Genomic DNA, 17,338 nt, shown 5'->3' on the forward strand with positions numbered 1-17,338 from the left:
GCCGGGGGCCGCTCAGGAACCGTCGGATAGGATGATCGACGGCCTGAACGGCACCCGCCTTCGCAAGGAAACCCGTGACACAGATCGATTACAGCGCCTTCGACACGCCTGGACGTGGACGCGGCATCCTCGACGTCTTCGAGTACCGCTACCTCCTCCGGCTGCTGATCGGCAAGAGCACGTCCCTGCGATACCGCAACTCGGTGCTCGGCTGGTTCTGGTCCTACGTGCGGCCGACCGTGCAGTTCCTGGTGTACTTCATCGTCGTCGGACAGATCCTGGGGCTGCACAAGAGCGTGCCGGCCTTTCCGCTGTACCTGTTCAGCGGACTGGTCCTCGTGAACCTCTTCAACGAGACGCTGGGCGCGGCGACGCAGTCGATCGTCAGCAACCGCGCCCTCGTGCGGAAGATCTACCTGCCGCGCGAATTGTTCCCCCTCGCCGCCATCATCGGCGCGTTCACCCACTTCCTGCCCCAGCTCGCCGTCCTGATCGTGGTGAGTCTGCTGTTCGGCTGGTTGCCGAGCTTCGCCTCGGTCGGGTTCGTCCTGCTCGGGATGCTGCTGGTCCTCCTGTTCGTCACGGGTCTCGGGCTCTTCTTCGCGGCCCTCAACGTGCGGTTCCGCGACGCCAGCAACACGGTCGACATCATCCGGACGATCGCGACGTGGTCGGTGCCCGTGCTGTACACCTGGGCGATGGTCTACGAGCGCACCGAGGGATTCCGGTGGCTCTTCCACGTCTGGATCTCGAATCCGCTCGCCGTCGCCGTGGAGATGTTCCACCACGCCTTCTGGGGCGCCCTGCCCGTCGTCAACGACGCGTCACCGGCTCCCGCCAACCTCGGCTGGCCGCCCGAGTTCGGGTGGCACGTCGCCGCGTCCGTCGGCGTCATCCTCGTCACCCTGGTCATCGGCCAGCTCGTCTTCCGCCGCGCCGAGCGCACGTTCGCCCAGGATCTGTGATGTCGACTCCCACCACCACCGAGACCCAGCCCCGCATCATCGTCGAGCACGTCTCGAAGTGGTTCAACAAGCGGTCCGCCCGCTCGCTGAAAGACGCCTTCATCAGCGTCATCAAGCGGCAGTCCACCCGGTCCCGCCAGTTCCAGGCGCTCGACGACATCTCGTTCCAGATCGCCGAGGGCGAGTCGGTGGCGATCATGGGGCTTAACGGCTCCGGCAAGTCGACGACCCTCAAGCTCGTCTCGGGCGTCCTCGAGCCGGACGAGGGGCGCGTCTTCACCCGCGGTCGTGTCGCCGGTCTCATCGAGGTCGGCGCCGGTTTCCACCCCGACCTCACCGGGCGCGAGAACGTCTTCTTGAACGCGGCCATCCTCGGCATGACCGAGAAGGAGACGAAGGCCCGGTACGACGAGATCGTCGAGTTCAGCGGCATCGGCGATTTCATCGACCAGGAGGTCAAGCACTACTCGTCCGGCATGTTCATGCGTCTCGCGTTCAGCGTCGCGATCCACGTCGAGCTCGACGTGCTGCTCGTCGACGAGGTCCTTTCCGTCGGCGATGCGCCGTTCCGCGCGAAGTGCGACGCGAAGCTGCGCGAACTGGCCGACAAGGGCGTCACGATGATGATCGTGAGCCACAGCAAGAACATCGTGAAGAGCCTGTGCTCGCGCGGCGTCGTCATCCGCAAGGGCAAGGTCGTCTTCGACGGTCCGATCGACGACGCCCTCGGGGTGCTCGAGAAGGGCTGAGACCCGCGAGGCCCTGCTCGGTCAGCGCAGGTAGTCGCGGAGGGATTCGCGCCAGTCCCGCGGGGCGTACCCCGTCGCCTCGATCTTGCCGAGGTCGAGGACGGACCACCGAGGCCGCGGGGCCACCGGATGGTCCGCATTCGCGAAGTACGCGTCCGTCGACACACCGGTGACCGCGTCACGGTCGTGCCCGGTGAGTGCGTACACCTCGCCGGCGATCTCCGCCCACGACGCGGGGTCGCCGGATCCCGTGAGATTGTAGATCCCGGCGGGCGCGTCGGTGGCGAGCAGGTGACGGATGCCGCCGGCGATGTCGTCCGTGAAGGTCAGACGCCCGATCTGGTCGTCGACGACCGAAGGGGAGATCCCCCGTTCGGCGAGGGTGGCCATCGTCCGGACGAAGTTCTTCCCCTCGCCGATCACCCAGGACGTGCGGAGGATGTAGTGCCGGAGGACGGTTGCGACGATCGCGTCGGCCGCCGCCTTGGTCTGCCCGTAGACGCCGAGCGGCGCGACGAGCTGCCCCTCGGTGTAGGGGGTGTCGGCCGTGCCGTCGAAGACGTAGTCGCTGGAGACGTGGACGAGCGTGATGCCGTTCTCCGTCGCGATCCGCGCGAGCTGCGCGACGGCGGTGACATTCCCCGCCCACGCGCCGCCCCGGTCGGTCTCCGCAGCGTCGACGGCCGTGTAGGCGGCGGCGTTGACGATGGTTCCGTAGTCGCGCCAGCGGCGGGCGCCGCTCAGGTCGCCGGTCAGATCGAGGTCCTCGCGCCCCGCGAACTCGACGCCCGCGTCATCCGCGTACGCGGCGCGCAGCGCTCGGCCGAGCTGCCCGTTCGCACCGACGACGAGCGTCTTCTTCGGTGGGATCGGCACGACGTCCGCGAGGCGTGGGTGCGCGAGGTCCTTCGCCGAGATCTCCACGTCGGCGAGGGGGATCGGCCACTCGATCGCGACCGTCTCGTCGGCGAGGTTCAGAAACGAGTAGGCGGCATCGGGCGACCAGTGATCGTTGACGAGATACGTGTAGGCGGTGTCGGGCTCCAGCGTCTGATAGGAGTTGCCGACGCCGCGCGGTACGAAGATCGCCCGCGACGGGTCGAGCTCCGCAGTGAAGATCGCGCCGAAGCTCGGTCCCTCCCGCAGATCGACCCACGCCCCGAAGATCCGGCCGGTCGCGACCGACACCCATTTGTCCCAGGGTTCGGCGTGGATGCCGCGGGTCGTCCCGACCGCATCGTTGAACGAGATGTTGTTCTGCACCGGACCGAAGTCCGCGAGGCCGGCGGCGGTCATCTTCTCCCGCTGCCAGTTCTCCTTGAACCAGCCGCGGCTGTCGCCGTGCACGGGCAGGTCCCAGACCACGAGCCCGGGGATGCCGGTCTCGCTGGGCGTGAGCGCCTTGCCGAACTCCGTCACGCTCACTGGCCCTTCGAGGCGTAGAAGGCTTCGACGCCGTCTTTGGCGGGTGCCCACCATGCCTCGTTGCCTCGGTACCACTCGATGGTCGCGGCGAGGCCGGCCTCGAAGTCCTGGTAGGTGGGGGTCCAGCCGAGTTCGGTGCGGAGCTTGGTGGAGTCGATCGCGTAACGCAGGTCGTGGCCGGCGCGGTCGGTGACGTGGTCGTACGCGTCGGGGGACTGGCCCATGAGCTGGAGGATGAGTTCGACGACGGTCTTGTTGTCCTTCTCGCCGTCGGCGCCGATGAGGTAGGTCTCGCCGATCTCGCCCTTGTCGAGGATGGTGAGCACGGCGGAGGAGTGGTCGTCGGCGTGGATCCAGTCCCGCACGTTCTCGCCCTTGCCGTACAGCTTGGGGCGGATGCCGCGGATGACGTTGGTGATCTGGCGCGGGATGAACTTCTCGACGTGCTGGTACGGCCCGTAGTTGTTGGAGCAGTTGCTGATCGTGGCGCGCACCCCGAATGAGCGCACCCACGCGCGCACGAGCAGGTCGCTGCCGGCCTTCGTGGACGAGTACGGGGAGGACGGGTTGTAGGGGGTGTGCTCGGTGAAGCGCGCCGGGTCGTCGAGCTCGAGATCGCCGTACACCTCGTCGGTGGAGATGTGGTGCAGCCGGGTGTCGTGACGGCGCGCGGCCTCGAGCAGCGTGTACGTGCCGATGATGTTCGTGTCCAGGAACGGCCGCGGGTCGTGCAGCGAGTTGTCGTTGTGGGATTCCGCCGCGTAGTGGACGACGGCATCCGCCTCCGCGAACAGCCCGTCGACGAGCTCGGCGTCGGCGATGTCGCCCACGACGAGGCTGACACGGTCCTCGGGGAGCCCCGCGAGGGACGCCTCGTTGCCCGCGTAGGTCAGCTTGTCGAGCACGGTCACGGTGTGGTCGGTGTGCGCGATCACGTGGTGGACGAAGTTCGACCCGATGAAGCCGGCACCACCGGTGACGAGAAGATGGGACATGGTCACAGACCCCTGTTCAGGATGTCGAGCAGGTACGTGCCGTACCCGGATTTGACGAGCTTCTGCGCCCGCTCGCGGAGCTGGTCATCGGTGAGGAACCCCTGCCGCCACGCGACCTCCTCGGGCACCCCGATCTTCAGGCCCGTGCGACGCTCGATCGTGCGGACGTACTCACCGGCATCCAGCATCTGGTCGAATGTCCCCGTGTCCAGCCACGCCGTCCCGCGGGGGAGCACTTGCACCTGCAGCTTCCCTGCCGCCAGGTACGCCTTGTTCACGTCGGTGATCTCGTACTCGCCGCGCGGTGAGGGCTGCAACTCGCGGGCGATCCGCACGACATCGTTGTCGTAGAAATAAAGACCGGGCACCGCATAGTTCGACTTCGGCTGCGCCGGCTTCTCCTCCAACGAGATCGCCGTACCGGCGTCGTCGAACTCGACCACACCGTACGCCTCGGGCTCACCCACGTAGTACGCGAACACCGCACCGCCGTCGACGTCGCGGAACCGCGCCAGCTGCGAGCCCAGGCCCGGGCCGTAGAGCAGGTTGTCACCCAGGACGAGGGCGACCGTGTCGTCGCCGATGAAATCCGCACCGATCGTGAACGCCTGCGCCAACCCGTCCGGCGAGGGCTGCTGCGCGAACGACAACCGGATGCCGAACTGGGAACCATCACCCAGGAGACGCTCGAAATGCTCCGCATCGTGCGGCGTCGTGATGACCAGGATGTCCCGGATGCCCGCCAACATCAGCGTCGACAGCGGGTAGTAGATCATCGGCTTGTCGAACACCGGGATCAGCTGCTTCGACACACCCAGAGTGATCGGATGCAGCCGCGTTCCCGAGCCCCCCGCGAGAATGATGCCCTTCATGGCACCCATCGTTCCACAGGAGCGCCGAGCTCCCGCACCGCGAAATCCTGGGCGAGGGCCGACCCCGCCCGTAACATGGCCTGGTGATCAAGGTCTCGGTCGTCGTGCCCACCTACAAGACACCTCCCGAGGGGCTGGCCCGGCTCATCGGATCGCTGGACCGGCAGACGCTGTCGGCGTCGGAGTTCGAGGTGATCTTCGTCGACGACGGATCGCCCGACGACACCCTGGACCGCTTGACGGAACTCGCGGCCACGCGCCCTCATGTGCGTGTGGAGACCATCGAGAACTCCGGGTGGCCCTCGAAGCCGCGCAACGTGGGCATCGACCTGGCCCGAGGCGAGTACGTGGCTTTCATGGACCACGACGATGAGCTCTACCCGGATGCGCTCCGGGCGGCGTACGAATTCGGGGCGGCCAACCACGCGGACGCCGTGAACGGCAAAGAAGCGCGCACGACGTCCCCGTCGTGGGCCCTGGGAACATACGACCATGACCGGCCGCAGTCGATCGGGCGTCCCGACGTCCATCCGCTGATTCCCATGAACCCGCACAAGATGTACCGCCGCGCATTCCTCCAGGAGCACGACATCCGTTTCGTCGAAGGCAAGCGCGTGCTGTGGGAGGACATCTTCTTCAATCTCCGCGTGGCGAGGCATGCGAAGGTCATCTCGACGCTCACCTCGGTTCCCTACTACCACTGGGTGACGACGGCCGGAAGCGGATCCACCACCTTCGTCAAGCACGGTGAGGACTTCTGGCGCTGGCTGCCGAGGGTGTGCCAGGCGGTCATCGATGAGCTCCCCGGCGAGGAGAACCGTCTGCAGCGGGAGCAGCTGGAACTCCACCAGTACAGCAACCGCGTCGTCGGGGTCTTCGACATGAAGTACGTCAGTCGCACGCCTCCGCAGCGGAAGTTCATGTTCGAACAGGCGCGCAACGTTCAGGAGCAGTTCGGGTACGAGCGTCTCGAGGACCGGATGAACTCGTCGAAGCGCGTGCGGGCCGAGCTGCTGCGAGCCGGCCGTCAGGATGTGCTGGAGGAGATCTGTCTGTCCGACGCTGCCATCCCCGGCTGGTCACGGGCCACCTCGGTGCAGTGGCGGGGCGGGGTCCTGCACATCGCGACCGATGTCACCTGGTCCGATTCCAAGGGGAATCGACCGCGGCTGCGACGCGAGGGGGGTCGCATCCGGAAGGTCCTGCCGGCCGCCGTCGACGAGCTCGTCAGCGAGGCCGCGACGGACATGACCGACGAGGTGGCGGCGATCACTCTCTCTCCTCTCGTGAGGTCGAGGCGGTCGCGCGTCGCATGGGCGCTTCCCGCGACCAGCGACGTGAGCGTCGCGGACGACGCTGACGGTACCGTCAGCGTCGCCGCCACGGCCGGGTTCACGCTCGACCCGGCGACGGCCGCCGCGGGTGCACCGCTCGAGGAGGCGACCCACTGGGACCTCCACCTCCACGCGCGCTTCGGCAACAGCTCGACCGATCGCGCCGTCCGGTCCGACGTACCCGCGTCCGTCACCGTCACGGCCGGCAAGCTGCACCTGGTCTATCCGAACGACGGCGGCAACGCGACCCTGATCCCCGGCGGTGAGCGCGAGGCGGTCCGACGGCTGATCCCGACGCGGGCCGCATTCCAGTCCGACGAGCTGGTGGTCGATCTGGCAGGGCACCACGACGGAGCCGGCAGCATCGGGACCGTCGTGTCGGTCTGGACGTCGGCGGCCGGGAAACCCTCCGACGTCCCGGCGCGCATCGAGGTCGCTGACGGCGCCGCGCGTCTCGTCGTGCCCGGGGTGGGACGCGACACCGTGGAGCTGCGCGTCGGCGACCGCGCTCCCGATGGCCCGGGGGCATGGGTCGTGCGAGCCGACGGAGACCGCCGTGCCCTGGAGCGCAGCGAGCGCCCGTCGACCGATGGTGTGCCGGCCCGACCCGCCGAAGCGGCCCCCACCCTCCGCCGCAAGGTCGGCAGAGTCCTGCGCAGACTCGGTATCCGCTGACGGGTCCGTCGCTCAGGGCTCTCGCGAGCCGGTGCCGTAGAATCGGCAAAATGCCTGAACACACACCCCGTGGCGACGGATCGACCGCGACGGCACCCGTGGGCCGCGTGACCGGGAGCGCCGTCATCGACGGTGACATCGCCGAGATCATCGGGCAGCCGCTGCCGTGGGAGAAGCTCGACGGCGCCACGGTGCTCGTGACGGGTGCGGCAGGGATGATCCCGTCGTACGCCCTCTACACACTGCTGGGTCTCAACGAGGTGCGGGATGCCGGGATCACCGTCCTCGCGCTCGTGCGCGACCTCGACAAGGCGCGTCGCCTGCTCGGACCCGTCGCCGATCGCGACGACGTCGTCCTGGTGAAGGGCGACGTCCGGGGCGAGATCCACCTCGACCGCACCGTGGACCTCGTCATCCATGGCGCGTCCCCCGCTCGGCCGGCGCTGCACGCCGCGAGTCCCGTGGACACCATCCGGGCGAACGTGACCGGCACCTTCGGCCTGCTCGATCTCTGCGTCGCATCGGGCGGTGCTCGCTTCGTCATGATGTCGTCCGCGGAGGTGTACGGGCAGCGGGTGTCGGACGGTTCGCTCGTCGCCGAGGACGAGTACGGCTCTGTCGACATCCTGAACCCCCGTGCGTCGTACACCGAGGGCAAGCGTGCCGCCGAGACCATCGCCGTCAGCTATCACGCGCAGTACGACGTCCCCGTCACGATCGGCCGGTTCGGTCACATCTACGGCCCCGGCATGGCCCTCGACGACGGTCGCGTGCAGGCGGACTTCACCGCGGACGTCCTCCGCGGACACGACATCACTCTCAACAGCGACGGCAGCGCCCGTCGTACCTACACCTACCTGGCGGATGCCGTGTCGGGCATGTTCGCGGCGATCCTCCTGGGCGAGGACACCGCGTACAACATCTCCGATCGCGACGGGTTCATCAGCATCCGAGAACTGGCGGAGGCGTTCACCGAGGCGCGACCGGAGAAGAATCTCAGCGTGCGCTTCGCGGAGGGTGTCGACCTCAGTCGGTACAACGCCGTCAAGGGACAGGGCCTGGACGACGCCCGGCTTCGCGGTCTGGGCTGGGCACCGCACGTCGGCCTGCGTCGGGGACTGGACCGCACGCTCGCGTGGCACGAGGAGCGCGAAGCGGGGTCCCGCGCATGACCGACGCGGTCGTGCCGCCGGCATCCGTCGTCCCGGTGAGCGAGGCGGAGGTCGTCCGGCCTGCGCCCCCGTTCGACGTCACCGTCGATGCGCTCACCTGGGAACGGGCGAAGCTGACGATCCGACTGTCGGTCGCCCAGGTGGGGGACTGGACCCCGCTCACCCCCGAATGGGGCGAGGTGCCTCCGCCTGCCGTGGACTTCCGCCTGATCGACGGCAAGCGTCGCATCCCGGTGCCCTTCACCGCGATCGGGCCCGGTGCGTACGAGCTGCATGTCGACGTCCCGACGTTCCGTGACCGCCAGGCGATCCCGAACGGCACGTGGCGCATCGTCATGTTCGCCCACGGGGAGCGCGTGGCCCCCGCCCGGTTCGACGGACGGTCGCTGCTCGAACTCGACGAGGGTTCACGGGTGTTCCTCTACGACGGGAACCGCGCCGTCACGACCGTGTCGTTCGGCATCGCAGAGAACGCGGTGGACCTCGAGCGCCTCGACTTCCTCATGCGGAGCTACCACCTGTTCCGCTCCCGTCCCAAGCCGAAGAAGTTCCGTCCGATCAAGCGCCTCAAGGCATTCTTCCTCGGCGCCCCGGCCAAGCAGCGCTACGCCGGCCTGATCTACCAGGCCATCACCCGGACGGTGGGCGTGAAGCCCGGCCGCGTCCTCTTCGCCTCCGATCAGCGTGTCCGCATCGAGGGCAACCTCCGCCGCGTGCAGGAGCGGATCGTCGAACGCGGGCTGCAGGACCGATTCGACATGAAGTACTCGTTCCGTCTGCCGCGCGCGGGCGGCTGGGGGACGACGCTCCGGATCATCTACCTGCTCGCGACGAGCGAGATCGTCCTGCTCGACGACTACTTCGGCATCCTCAAGAGCCTGCGGATGGACCCGCGCACCAAGGTGATCCAGCTCTGGCACGCCGGCAGCGGGTTCAAGTCCGTCGGGTACAGCCGGTTCGGGAACCTCGGTTCGCCCAAGCTGTGGCATCCGCATCGCCAGTACACCTTCGCCATCACGGGATCCGAGCACCTGCGTCACGTCTACGCGGAGGCGTTCGGCATCGAGGAAGCCGCCGTCATCCCGACCGGATTGCCCCGGGTGGACTGGTTCCTCGACGAGACGCTCCGCGACCGGTTCCTGGCGAAGTTCGCCACCGAGTATCCCCAGATCGCGGGCAAGAAGGTCGTGCTCTTCGCCCCGACGTTCCGCGGCCGATCGATCTACACCGCGTTCTACGACTACAGCCAGATCGACTTCGACGCCCTGTACGAGGTGTGCGGCGAGGGCACGGTGGTGCTCTTCCGCATGCACCACTTCGTGAAGAATCCCATCGAGATCCCGGAGCAGTACCAGGACCGGTTCTTCGACTTCACGCACTATCCGGACGGCCTGAATCTCCTGCACGCGACCGACGTCCTCATCACGGACTACTCGTCGATCATCTACGAGTTCTCTCTGCTGGACCGGCCCATGCTCTTCTTCGCTCCCGACAAGGTGAACTACGCCGCGACGCGCGGCTTCCACCGGGACTACGACGAGACGGCGCCGGGACGCGTCGCGAACACGTTCGGGGACGTGATCGACGCCCTTCGGACCGGAGAGTTCGAGCAGGAGAAGGTCGCGGAGTTCCGTCGCCTCAACTTCGACCGCGTCGACACCGGCGCGGCTGACCGGGTCATCGACTGGCTGATCCTCGGCAACCCCGACACCGAGAAGATCACCGAGAGCCCGGTCCCGACCGAGCGTTCCGACGCGAACACCGCCGAGTCCAGTGAGAAGGACGTCCCAGAAGAGGAGATCGCGTGAACATCGCCATCATTTTCGCCGGCGGGATCGGGTCCCGCATGACGTCGGCGACCCTGCCCAAGCAGTTCCTCGAGATCCATGGAACTCCGCTGATCGTGCACACGCTCCAGCACTTCCAGGACCACCCCGAGATCGACCGCATCGCCGTCTCGATCCTGCCGGAGTGGCGCGATCGCTTCGCGCGTCTGGTCGCGAGGTACGAGCTCACGAAGGTGAACTGGATCGTGGACGGTGGTGCCACCGGTCAGGAGTCCCGACACCGCGCGCTCCGCGCCGTCGCCAACGAGGCACCCGGCGACACCGTCGTCCTGCTGCACGACGGGGTGCGCCCGCTCATCAACGCCGAGGTGATCTCGGCCAACATCGAGACCGTGCGCTCGCAGGGACCGGCGATCACCAGCACCAAGTTCAACGAGACCATCATCTCGTCGGCCAGTGGCGCCGTCGACGAGGTCATCCCGCGCGACCACCTCTACGTCGCACAGGCCCCGCAGAGCGGCCGTCTCGACACCGTCCTCGGGGTCTACGACCAGGCGGTGGCCGACGGTGAGAACGACTCGATCGACACCTGCAGCCTTCTGCGACGGTACGGCCACGAGCTGTACCGCGTGGAGGGACCTCGTTCGAACATCAAGATCACGACCGCGGAGGACTACTACGTCTGCCGCGCGTTCTTCGACGTGATCGAGCGCAACCAGATCGGCGGCTGAGCGGCGGGGTCAGCCCGCCGCGTTCCGCATCGCCGCGACGTTGACCGTCACGATCTGACCCGTGAGGTCGGATGCCGCGACGTTCAGCGTCACACGGGCGACGTCCGCGGGGTCGAGGAGGCTGTCGACCGGCTCCTCGCCGAACGCCTGCGTGCGCATGGGCGTGCGGGTGCGCTGCGGGTTGATGCAGTTGATCCGCACCCGCGATGCCTCCCACTCCTCGGCGAGCGCCTGGGTCAGGTTCACGACCCCGGCCTTCGTCGCGGAGTACGCGCTGTACCCCGCGCGTCCGCGCGTATACGAGCTCGAGGTGAACAGCACGACCTGTCCGGCCGTCTCCGCGAGATAGGGGTGCGCCTCGCGAGCGACGACCGCCGGGGCGATGAGGTTGACCTGGATCGTGTCCTTCAGGTCGCGCTTGCGGCTCTCGACGAGCGGCGCGATGCGCAGCACCCCGGCCGTCACGATGACGACGTCGATGCGGCCGCTGCGGGAGTGCGCTTCGGCGAGGGCGGACCGCACGGCCTTGGCCGATCGGATGTCGGTGCCCGTCGAGGAGCGGCTGAACTCGTGGACGACAGCACCGGCATCCGTCGCCTGCTGGACGATGCTCTCGCCGATCCCGTAGCTGCCGCCGAAGACGACGACCGTCCTGCCCGACAGGTCGGGGACGGTCGTCATGCTCTCGAGGGAGAGGCTCGCGGATTGCAGCTGGAAGAGCTTGTCGGCGATGTGGACGTCGATCGGCTCGGTCACCTTCATGTTCTCGGCCGTGCCGTCGACGACGTAGATGGGCACGTCGGGCAGGTAGGCGAAGACGACGCCGCAGTCGTCGGTCGCCCGGAATCCCGGGTCGGTCGCCGCGATCTCGTATGCCTTCCGGATCGTCGCGAGCCGGAAGGCCTGGGGCGTCTGTCCGCGGCGGAGAAGCGAACGGTCCGGGATGCCGGTGATCAGCCGATCGGCGTCGACCTGGATGATCGTGTCCGCAGAGGGGATCGCGGTGTCGACCGCCTCGTAGGTGTCGAGCGCGCGGACGCAGTCCTCGATGATGCGGTCGTCGATGAAGGGCCGCACCGCGTCGTGGAACAGCACCTTCGTGTCGTCGCCCTGGAGGGCGGAGATGGCCAGCTGCGTCGTGTCGTTGCGTGTCTCGCCGCCGGGGAGGATGCGGGTGAGCTTCGCGAACCGGCCGCTGTCGAGGAGGTGGTCGAGCTCACCGATCGCGGCCGCGTTCATCATGATGACGATCTCATCGATGTGCGGGCTGTTCTCGAGGGCCTCGAGCGTGTGCTCGACGATCGCCTTCCCCGCGATCTTGATGAGCTGCTTGGGGATGCCGAGCCCCACCCGGACTCCGATGCCACCGGCCAGGACGACGGCGACGGTACGGGCTGTGGTCACGGCGAGAGCTCCTCGTGAGTCGATGCGGGCGTGCGCTGGCACGCCCGCACCATCCTATGCGAGGGGGTCTGCGAGCCCTCGGCCGGCCACGCGGTCGAGCACGAGACGCGCGATCCGGTCGGTGCAGGGGCGGCCGGTGCTGGTGCTCGTCTCGGCGACCCAGCGCGCGGCGAAGGCCGCCGCATCCGTCGCCGTGGCCGTGTCCGCGGCGATCGCGGCAGCGAGCTCGTCGACGGACGTGCAGACGGGGCCGGGCAGGTCGCTGCGATAGTCCAGGTAGAAGTCGCGCGTCGCCAGGTACTCGTCGAGGTCGGGGGCGAGGAAGTAGGTCGGGATGCCGCGCACGGCGGCCTCGAACAGCGTCGACGAGTAGTCGGTGATGAAGACGTCGGCGATGGTGAGCATCTCCTGCGTCGAGAAACCGTCCGCGGTGTCGACGGCGCTCCCGCGCAGCGTCATGAGGGGATGCAGCTTCACCACGACGTGCACGCCGATGGCCTCGAGTGCGGCGACGACGTCGTCGGGGGCGGACATCGCGGTGTCCTCGATCCGGAACGTCGGGGCGAAGACGGCCACGCGGGCGCCGCGGAGGTGCGGATGCCGGTCGTAGATCCGCTCGCGCGTCAGCCGCGTGAGCTCCTCGTCTCGGAGCCGGTCCACGCGGGGGAGGGGGGCGACCACGATCCGACTCTCGTCGGTGCCGAACGCCTCGGCGTACGGTGCGCGGCACGCCTCGCCGCTGGCGAGCACGAGGTCGTAGCCCGCGTGCATGCGCATGGCCTCCGCGAGGCGTTCGTCACGGCCCTCGCCGGTTCCCAGGATGCTGAGACCGAACTTCTTGAAGGCGCCGAGAGCGTGCCAGATCTGGATGATGCTCAGCTCGTCCTTGTGTCGCAGCATGCTGGCGACCATCGAGTAGGTGTCCACGATCAGCACGCGGGCGGTGGCGACGTGGTACATCTGCACGAGCAGGTGCGCGGCGTAGCCGATCTTGCGCACGAGGCCGGGCGGGACCATGCGCACCAGCGAGACGACCGTCACCGACGGGTCGATCGCGGTGATCGCGTTGCGCAGGTCGATGAAGTCGTCGGTCTCCTCCGGGTGCTCGCGACTGATCATGACGATCTTGCGCCGTGTCGGCAGCACCTTGAGGGGGGCGTAGCACAGGCCCAGCACCGTCCGTGCGACGCGCGCGGCGAAGACGTGTCGGCCGATCGGACCGTCGATGCGGGTCGGCTGCACGGGCGGATCGTCCAGCAAGACGGGGCGCTCGTGGACCCGGCGGGGTGTGAGGATCATCTCGCGCACGATGCGCTCGGTGGATCGCCCGTCGCAGGCCGACATGAAGCGCTCCCGGAACGCGGCCAGATCCTCGCCCGCGCGGGCGTCGCGGATCGCCGCGGCGAGGTGGTCGCCATCCGTCACGAGCGGACCGGCGAGGTAGTCCTCGAACGGGTGGTAGAACGAGCGCTCCGCGGCGTACACCTCGACGTCGGGGCAGAAGAACACCATGGGACGGCCGAGCAGGGAGAACTCGAAGATCGCCGACGAGTAGTCCGTGATGAGGACGTCGGCGGCCATGAGGAGGTCGTTGAGCTCGCGCTCCGCGGACACGTCGAGGATCCGTTCGTGCGACGGGATCCCGGCGGTGGCGCGCGCGACGAACGGGTGCAGCTTCACGAGGACCACCCATTCCTCGCCCAGCTCCTCGATGAGCTGAAGCCACGGAACCCAGTCGATGTCGTAGTGCGCACTCAGCTGGCCGTTGCCCCGGAAGGTGGGTGCGAAGACCGCCAGCCGCTGATCGGGTCGGATGCCGAGGCGGGTGCGGACCTCGTCGGCGGTGCGCTCGAGGAGGTCGGTGTCGAAGAACACATCGGTGCGCGGCACACCGAGGGCGTGGACCCGCGCGAGGTCCATGTCGAAAGCCTCCGCGTAGTCGGGGCGGATCGCCTCGGAGCTCACCGTGGCATCCGTGTAGTTGCGGTGCGCGACCGAACCGGGGAGAGGGCCGCCGGGAAGACCCGCGCGACTCCAGCCCACCTTCTTGTAGGCGCCGGCCGCATGCCAGACCTGCAGGAGTCGCGTCTCGGGACGCAGCTGCAGGGGATAGATCATCGGGTAGTAGTCGTCGAGGACGATCGTCTGCGCGCGCGCGAGCTCCCACGGCAGGCGCAACGAGTCCCGGAGCGCACGCCGATCGGCGAGGCTCGCTTTGAAGATCCCCACGATTCGAGCGTTCGGGCGCTGGCGTCGGATCTCGTCGCGCAGGAAGGCGATGTTGCCCGAGAAGCCCATCCGGGAGTCCGAGAGGAAGAGCGTCCGCCCGTCCTGCACACGCACCAGCCGCGAGGCCAGGGCGTAGAGAGCGATCCACAGACCGAATCGCCACCTCTGCAGGAAGGCGTTCCCTCGCAGGTGCCTGCGAAGCAATCGCACGGTGGAACCTCCTGGATCGTGGCGGATGTCGCTCGATTCTAAGCCGGTGATCCGAGTCCGAACGTGTCCGGGCTCTCCGATGCGGCCGCGGGCAGAGGCCGTTCCCGCCGCCATCCCCGCACGAGGGATGCCTGCGTCGCGCAGAGGACGAGCAGGAACCATCCGAAGCCGCCCAGGGGGGAGCTCGTCACGATCGAGTCGGTGAGCAGCACGATGATCACGAGCGCGGGCCAGACATAGACGGTCGAGCGTCGTTCGCTCGCCGTCGCCCACGCCCGGGACAGCGCCAGCCCGACGAACGCCACGAGCAGCACGACCCCGACGGCCCCTGCCTGCAGCAGCACGTCCATCCAGACGTTGAGCGCCGACGCATGCGGATGCCCCGCGACCAGGCGGATGTAGGTGAAGGGGGAGAGATGGTCCGGCCAGGTGCCGACCCAGCCCCACCCCTGAACCGGCCGCAGTGCCGACATGTCCAGGATGACGTTCCACAGCCGCGACCGGGTGTAGAAGTCGGGTTCGGCGTTGAGCCAGTAGACCAGCGGGCGGCGGAACACGTAGGCGAGCACGAGCCCCACGATCACGGTGGCGGCGAGGACGCCCTGGAGGAGGGGGCGGACTCGCGCCGGAACGCGACGGAGGACCGCGAGTGCGCCGGTCGCCGCCCCCGACACCAGCACCATGCCGAGCACGAGGGGAGAGGCGGTGAAGACCGCGAGGATCGCGGCGAGCGTGACCGAGCCGATCGCCACCCCCGAGCTCACCGAGCGGGTCCGCCACTCGACGAGGAAGGTCACGAGCGCGATGATCGTGACCACGCCCAGCACGGTGCGGGTGCCGAAGATCCCCTGGACGGGGCCTCCGTCGGCGAGGTTGCCCGCGATGCCGAGGAAGGCGATGGGGAGGTCGAGGAGGATGCCGCTCAGGATCTCGAGTCCCAACGAGACCCCCAGGAGCACTCGCAGGACGTCGCCGGTGGCGCGGACGGTCTGCAGGGTGTCGCGGAACTGGGCGACGACGACGGCGAGGAAGGTCGGTGCGCCCAGCTGCAGCCACCCCGTGAAGGTCGCCGTGGATGAGACGGACCAGCCGGCCGTGATGATGAGCCACACGAGGAGCATCAGGAGAGTGGTGGGGATCAGCTGGATCAAGCGGAGTTCCGCGCGGCGGGCGACCATGATTCCCGCACCGAGGAGGCACAGACCGCTCAGGACGGCGCCGTACCCGGCGTTCCCCATCAGCTGTCGCAGGGCGTGCGTCGAGAACAGCGCGCCGAGCGTGACGAGGGTGAAGGCGGCGGCGACGTCGGGTGTCTGCAGCGCGGAGAGCAGCCGGGGGAGCGCGCGCACGGTCCTCATCGCTCGGTCGGCCTGTCGCCCTGTTCGCCGATGAGACGCTCCTCCGACGGTCCGCGCCCCACCAGGGGTGCCTGCTTGATCTTGAACGCGAAGAGGATGAGGAGGAACCATCCCCAGTTCAGCAGCGGAGTCGATTCGGCGAGGCCCTGCACGAGGAGGATCGCTCCGGTGAGGGTCGGGAGGAGCGTGACCGCGGTGTAGGGGCGGTCTGCGACCAGGTCCCAGCGTGGCCGGTCGACCGCGAAGAACCACGAGCGCCAGACGAAGGCGACGTAAGCGGCGGCGATGAGCACGACGCCGACGGCACCCAACTGGAGGAACACGTCGACCCACATGTTGTGGGCCTGCATGACGGTCTGGCCGTGGTCGACGATCCAGCGGTCGAAAGCCGGATCCGTGGGGATCCACGGCGTCGAGAATCCCCAGCCGATGAGGGGGTGCTCCACGGCCCGTTCGAGGACCTTCTCCCAGATCGACTCGCGGCCGGTGAGGTCGCTCGACCGCCCCAGCGCCGTGAACACCGTGTCGCGCAGCAGCCAGACCGCGACGAGTCCGCCGATCGCGACGACGGCGTAGACGAGGTAGTAACGGGTGCGCTCACCGGCGCGGGTGGTCGTCCGCATGATGAGCACGGTGATGAGGACCACGACCACGGCGATGGCCGACACCGTGGCTGTCGCCGATCCTGCGCGGACGAAGAGGAACAGCGCGAGGGCGATCCAGAGCGCGAGCACGGGCCGACGGGGGGCGCGGGACGCGATCCGTATGGCGAAGACCACGACCGCGAGAAGAGCGACGTAGGCGAGCGCGTTCGCGTTGCCGAAGATTCCCTGGATTCGTCCACCGTCGAACAGGTTGTCGCGTGACCAGAGCACGATCGGATCGTCGACCGGGCCGTCGGGCCGCACGAAGTGCGGCAGGATCTGACCGTCCCAGATGAGACTGACCCACAGTTCGAACAAGATCGACAGTGCCAGCATCCATTTGAGAGCGGATGCCAGGGCTCGCACGACCTCGCGCCAGGTGAGCACCGCACCGACGAACAGCGCGCCCACGGTGGTCACGATCAGCAGCGCGACGGTCACGAGGGTCGCGTCGGGCCAATGCGACCAGAACAGGGAGAGGACGGCGAAGGCGAGGTAGGCGAGGGCGTACCACGGCAGACGCGGCCACTGCACCCGGGGGCGGATGACGGCCCACAGCGCGATCGAGACGAGGAAGCTGACGATGCCGATGCCTGCGGCTACCTCGATGCCGAACGCGAGAGGCAGCGCCGTCCCCGACAGCGTGATGATCAGCAGGACGATGCACCATCCGCGCAACAGGATGTGGCTCGTCCGCTCGCGCGGCGGGGCGGCCGGCGGCGCCGAGACCGGGTGCGAGGAGTGGACGGCCATGGTGACAGAAGGGTATCGCGCGGCTCTGGACGTTC

Annotated in this window: 13 protein-coding genes; 6 read left to right on the top strand and 7 right to left on the bottom strand. The window is 68.2% G+C overall.

All coding sequences use genetic code 11. The annotated features are described in order from the left end of the window. Nucleotides 1–74 precede the first annotated feature (74 nt). Nucleotides 75–965 carry an ABC transporter permease gene (locus AB0259_RS00865; RefSeq protein WP_251579021.1) on the top strand — a complete coding sequence of 297 codons (891 nt, stop codon included), beginning with the start codon at nucleotides 75–77 and terminating at the stop codon, nucleotides 963–965. Further along, nucleotides 965–1,714, top strand: coding sequence for an ABC transporter ATP-binding protein (locus tag AB0259_RS00870; RefSeq protein ID WP_366221175.1), 750 nt, complete (start codon nucleotides 965–967; stop codon nucleotides 1,712–1,714). The genes AB0259_RS00865 and AB0259_RS00870 overlap by 1 nt, the downstream gene beginning before the upstream one ends. Nucleotides 1,715–1,735: 21 nt before the next feature. Here AB0259_RS00870 and AB0259_RS00875 read toward each other — a convergent pair whose 3' ends face one another. From AB0259_RS00875 to rfbA, 3 genes are read right to left on the bottom strand one after another with little or no spacing between them, the layout of a single operon-like run. Beyond that, nucleotides 1,736–3,139, bottom strand: coding sequence for a bifunctional dTDP-4-dehydrorhamnose 3,5-epimerase family protein/NAD(P)-dependent oxidoreductase (locus AB0259_RS00875; RefSeq protein ID WP_366221173.1), 1,404 nt, complete (start codon nucleotides 3,137–3,139; stop codon nucleotides 1,736–1,738). After that, on the bottom strand, nucleotides 3,136–4,134 hold the full coding sequence (gene rfbB, locus AB0259_RS00880; protein WP_366221171.1) for a dTDP-glucose 4,6-dehydratase: 999 nt from the start codon (nucleotides 4,132–4,134) through the stop codon (nucleotides 3,136–3,138). Before rfbB ends, AB0259_RS00875 begins: the two co-directional genes overlap by 4 nt. A gap of 2 nt (nucleotides 4,135–4,136) precedes the next feature. Further along, nucleotides 4,137–5,006, bottom strand: coding sequence for a glucose-1-phosphate thymidylyltransferase RfbA (gene rfbA / locus AB0259_RS00885; RefSeq protein ID WP_251579037.1), 870 nt, complete (start codon nucleotides 5,004–5,006; stop codon nucleotides 4,137–4,139). Between the two features lie 83 nt (nucleotides 5,007–5,089). Here rfbA and AB0259_RS00890 point away from each other — a divergent pair, with 83 nt between their 5' ends. Genes AB0259_RS00890 through AB0259_RS00905 form a run of 4 tightly spaced genes read left to right on the top strand, consistent with a single transcriptional unit; the run spans nucleotide 5,090 to nucleotide 10,705 of the window. Next, nucleotides 5,090–7,015 (top strand): glycosyltransferase family A protein, encoded by a 1,926-nt coding sequence (locus AB0259_RS00890; protein WP_366221169.1) that lies wholly within the window; start codon nucleotides 5,090–5,092, stop codon nucleotides 7,013–7,015. Nucleotides 7,016–7,065: 50 nt separating this feature from the next. After that, nucleotides 7,066–8,187, top strand: a complete 1,122-nt coding sequence (locus tag AB0259_RS00895) for an NAD-dependent epimerase/dehydratase family protein (RefSeq protein ID WP_366221167.1) — start codon at nucleotides 7,066–7,068, stop codon at nucleotides 8,185–8,187. Continuing rightward, nucleotides 8,184–9,995: a CDP-glycerol glycerophosphotransferase family protein gene (locus AB0259_RS00900; RefSeq protein ID WP_366221166.1), complete on the top strand. Its 1,812-nt coding sequence runs from the start codon at nucleotides 8,184–8,186 to the stop codon at nucleotides 9,993–9,995. The genes AB0259_RS00895 and AB0259_RS00900 overlap by 4 nt, the downstream gene beginning before the upstream one ends. After that, the gene (locus tag AB0259_RS00905; RefSeq protein ID WP_251579047.1) at nucleotides 9,992–10,705 is read left to right on the top strand and encodes an IspD/TarI family cytidylyltransferase; all 714 of its coding nucleotides are present in this window, start codon (nucleotides 9,992–9,994) and stop codon (nucleotides 10,703–10,705) included. Before AB0259_RS00900 ends, AB0259_RS00905 begins: the two co-directional genes overlap by 4 nt. Nucleotides 10,706–10,714: 9 nt before the next feature. On the opposite strand, the gene AB0259_RS00910 is transcribed toward AB0259_RS00905, so the two are convergent. Genes AB0259_RS00910 through AB0259_RS00925 form a run of 4 tightly spaced genes read right to left on the bottom strand, consistent with a single transcriptional unit; the run spans nucleotide 10,715 to nucleotide 17,303 of the window. Continuing rightward, complete coding sequence (locus AB0259_RS00910) at nucleotides 10,715–12,109, bottom strand: bifunctional cytidylyltransferase/SDR family oxidoreductase (protein ID WP_251579048.1); 1,395 nt, start codon at nucleotides 12,107–12,109, stop codon at nucleotides 10,715–10,717. 54 nt (nucleotides 12,110–12,163) lie between these two features. Next, nucleotides 12,164–14,548, bottom strand: a complete 2,385-nt coding sequence (locus tag AB0259_RS00915) for a CDP-glycerol glycerophosphotransferase family protein (RefSeq protein WP_366221164.1) — start codon at nucleotides 14,546–14,548, stop codon at nucleotides 12,164–12,166. Between the two features lie 38 nt (nucleotides 14,549–14,586). After that, complete coding sequence (locus AB0259_RS00920; RefSeq protein ID WP_251579050.1) at nucleotides 14,587–15,906, bottom strand: hypothetical protein; 1,320 nt, start codon at nucleotides 15,904–15,906, stop codon at nucleotides 14,587–14,589. Next, nucleotides 15,903–17,303, bottom strand: a complete 1,401-nt coding sequence (locus tag AB0259_RS00925) for an O-antigen ligase family protein (RefSeq protein WP_366221163.1) — start codon at nucleotides 17,301–17,303, stop codon at nucleotides 15,903–15,905. Before AB0259_RS00925 ends, AB0259_RS00920 begins: the two co-directional genes overlap by 4 nt. Nucleotides 17,304–17,338: the final 35 nt, after the last annotated feature.

Origin of the sequence: Microbacterium sp. NPDC080005 (assembly GCF_040702445.1) — a bacterium.
Classification (GTDB): Bacteria; Actinomycetota; Actinomycetes; order Actinomycetales; family Microbacteriaceae; genus Microbacterium; species Microbacterium oleivorans_D.

Bases quoted from the DNA above. Each gene is read 5' to 3' on its own strand.
- AB0259_RS00920 (WP_251579050.1), bottom strand. From the start codon at position 15,906: ATGAGGACCGTGCGCGCGCTCCCCCGGCTGCTCTCCGCGCTGCAGACA.
- AB0259_RS00925 (WP_366221163.1), bottom strand. From the start codon at position 17,303: ATGGCCGTCCACTCCTCGCACCCGGTCTCGGCGCCGCCGGCCGCCCCG.
- rfbB (WP_366221171.1), bottom strand. From the start codon at position 4,134: ATGTCCCATCTTCTCGTCACCGGTGGTGCCGGCTTCATCGGGTCGAAC.
- AB0259_RS00895 (WP_366221167.1), top strand. From the start codon at position 7,066: ATGCCTGAACACACACCCCGTGGCGACGGATCGACCGCGACGGCACCC.
- AB0259_RS00900 (WP_366221166.1), top strand. From the start codon at position 8,184: ATGACCGACGCGGTCGTGCCGCCGGCATCCGTCGTCCCGGTGAGCGAG.
- rfbA (WP_251579037.1), bottom strand. From the start codon at position 5,006: ATGAAGGGCATCATTCTCGCGGGGGGCTCGGGAACGCGGCTGCATCCG.
- AB0259_RS00870 (WP_366221175.1), top strand. From the start codon at position 965: ATGTCGACTCCCACCACCACCGAGACCCAGCCCCGCATCATCGTCGAG.